The sequence below is a fragment of the Variovorax sp. 01T439_2 genome (genome assembly GCF_056398445.1).
Map to the genome: position 1 here is coordinate 1 of NZ_JBFTPJ010001075.1, position 1,847 is coordinate 1,847.

Consider the following 1,847-nt stretch of genomic DNA (forward strand, 5'->3'; position numbering starts at 1 on the left):
ATGTAGTAGGCCGCGCGGTTGATGGCCGCCGGAATGGATTGGCGGCGCAGGCCCTCTTCGAGTTCCCACAGCACGCTCAGGTCGCCGATGCGCTCGCCGGGCTGCGCGCCGCCGGTCGATTCCGCCACCACCTTCTGCAGCCCCGAGCCTTCGAGCGCCTGCACGATGTTGGCGACCGTGCGCCGCTCGATGGTGTCGGTGTCCGCCGACGTGTCCGCGGATGGATTGAGCAGGAAGGCGCGGCGCCCGCGCTGCAACGCCGCGCGCAGCGACGCCACGTCTTCAGCATTCGCCTCGGCGATCTCGGCGCCCTTTGCGCGCCACGCGCCTGCGCGCTTCGCGTCGCGCGTGACGATCGTCACTGCTTCGCCGCGGCCGAGCAGCGCCTGCGCGACCGCCGAACCGACATGCCCTGTACCACCCATGATGACGTACATCCGTGTCTCTCCTTTTCGTCGTGCCTGGAGAAAAGCCTGGCGGGGTGCGACTGGCGCAATGGCTCACCGCGCGGGCGCGGGGCCTGCGCAGGCGGCACCCTCGATCAGCGCCTTGGTGTAGCGCACGAATGCCGCGAGCTGGGTAGGACGATCGGCCAAGTTGTCCGGCGCACGGCCCAGGTAAGCCGCATGCGCGCTTGCCAGCACGGGCCGGTGCTCGACGGGCAGGCGCTCCAGCGCCCATGCGGCGGCGGCATCCTTGGGCGCGATCTGGCCGGTGCAGGCACTGAACCAGATGCGCGCCAGCGCCAGCACCACATTGCGTTCGTCGCCCTGCCAATCCGGCGCGTCGTTCCACTGCGCCACGGTGTCCAGCAGGGAGCGCGAGAAATCGGCGCGCGGCACGGGGTCGAACAGTTCGTCCGCAGGAGGGCCGAGCAGGCAGACGCTGTGCTGCCGGAGCTTCGTGAGCAGGATCGCCAGGTCATGGTCCGGCATGGCCGGCTCCACGATGCCGGCCTGCAACTCTTCGCGCAGCCATTCGCCGAACTGCAGCTCGCGCAGCGGCGGATAGCGCCAGGGCACGACCTCGTCCCGCACCACGAGCGTCACTTCGAGCGGGCGCCATGGGCCATCGGTGCCGGGGCTGCCCGACACCGACAGCAGGTCCGTCATCAGCGGATGCCGCACTTGTGCGGCCAGCGGCGCTTCCACGGTCACCATCAGGTCGATGTCGCTGTGCGGCTTGAGCCCCCCATCGACGGCGGAGCCGAACAGGTGGATGGCCTGGAGCGTGCCGGCCAGGTGGCGCTCGAGAACGGCGCGCGCCTGCGCCAGCTGCGGGATGATTTCGGGTGGCAGTGAAGCGGTCATCACGGCCGATGTTAAGGGCCGCGAGGAGTGGAAGCCGATGGGCGCGGCAGGTCAATCCACGCGGATGTTGCGCGCCTTCACGACGCGGCTGTAGATCTCCGCGTCGCGCCGCACCATCGCGCTCATCTCGGTGCGCGTGACGCCCAGCGGCTCGCTGTTGAGATCCTTGATGCGCTTGGCAAGGTCCGGGTCCTTGCTGGCTTCGACGAACACCGCGTTGAACCGGTTGAGCACCGCGGCCGGCGTGTTCGCGGGCGCCCAGATGCCGTGCCACGACATCATCGAGAAGCCCGGCATCACCTCCGAAAGCGTGGGCACGTCGGGCAGCGCGGGGTGCCGCGTGGGGYCCGAGTAGGCCAGCGCCTGCACGCGGCCGCTGCTGATCAGCGGGTAGCCCGTGGCGATGGGTTCCATCAAGGTGTCGACCTGTCCGCCGACGAGATCGGCGATGGGGCTCGCGCGGTAGGGCACATGCAGCATGGTGATGCCCACCTCGTCCTTCAGCGATTCGACGATCAGCTGCGAAGGGCTTCCCGC

Annotated in this window: 3 protein-coding genes; all 3 read right to left on the reverse strand. The window is 69.4% G+C overall.

Annotation, left to right across the window (positions count from 1 at the left end):
• On the reverse strand, nucleotides 1-437 hold a 437-nt coding region (locus AC1DOC_RS32050; protein ID WP_478131373.1), incomplete at its 3' end, for an NAD(P)H-binding protein.
• Nucleotides 438-500: 63 nt separating this feature from the next.
• A complete protein-coding gene (locus AC1DOC_RS32055; RefSeq protein ID WP_478080081.1) occupies nucleotides 501-1,310 on the reverse strand; it encodes an AadA family aminoglycoside 3''-O-nucleotidyltransferase in 810 nt (269 codons plus the stop codon).
• A 51-nt stretch (nucleotides 1,311-1,361) separates the two neighbouring features.
• Nucleotides 1,362-1,847: Bug family tripartite tricarboxylate transporter substrate binding protein (locus tag AC1DOC_RS32060; protein WP_478131374.1), on the reverse strand; the 486-nt coding region annotated here is incomplete at its 5' end.

Excerpts from the sequence above, each read along its gene's own strand:
- AC1DOC_RS32055 (WP_478080081.1), bottom strand. The coding sequence starts at position 1,310 with ATGACCGCTTCACTGCCACCCGAAATCATCCCGCAGCTGGCGCAGGCG.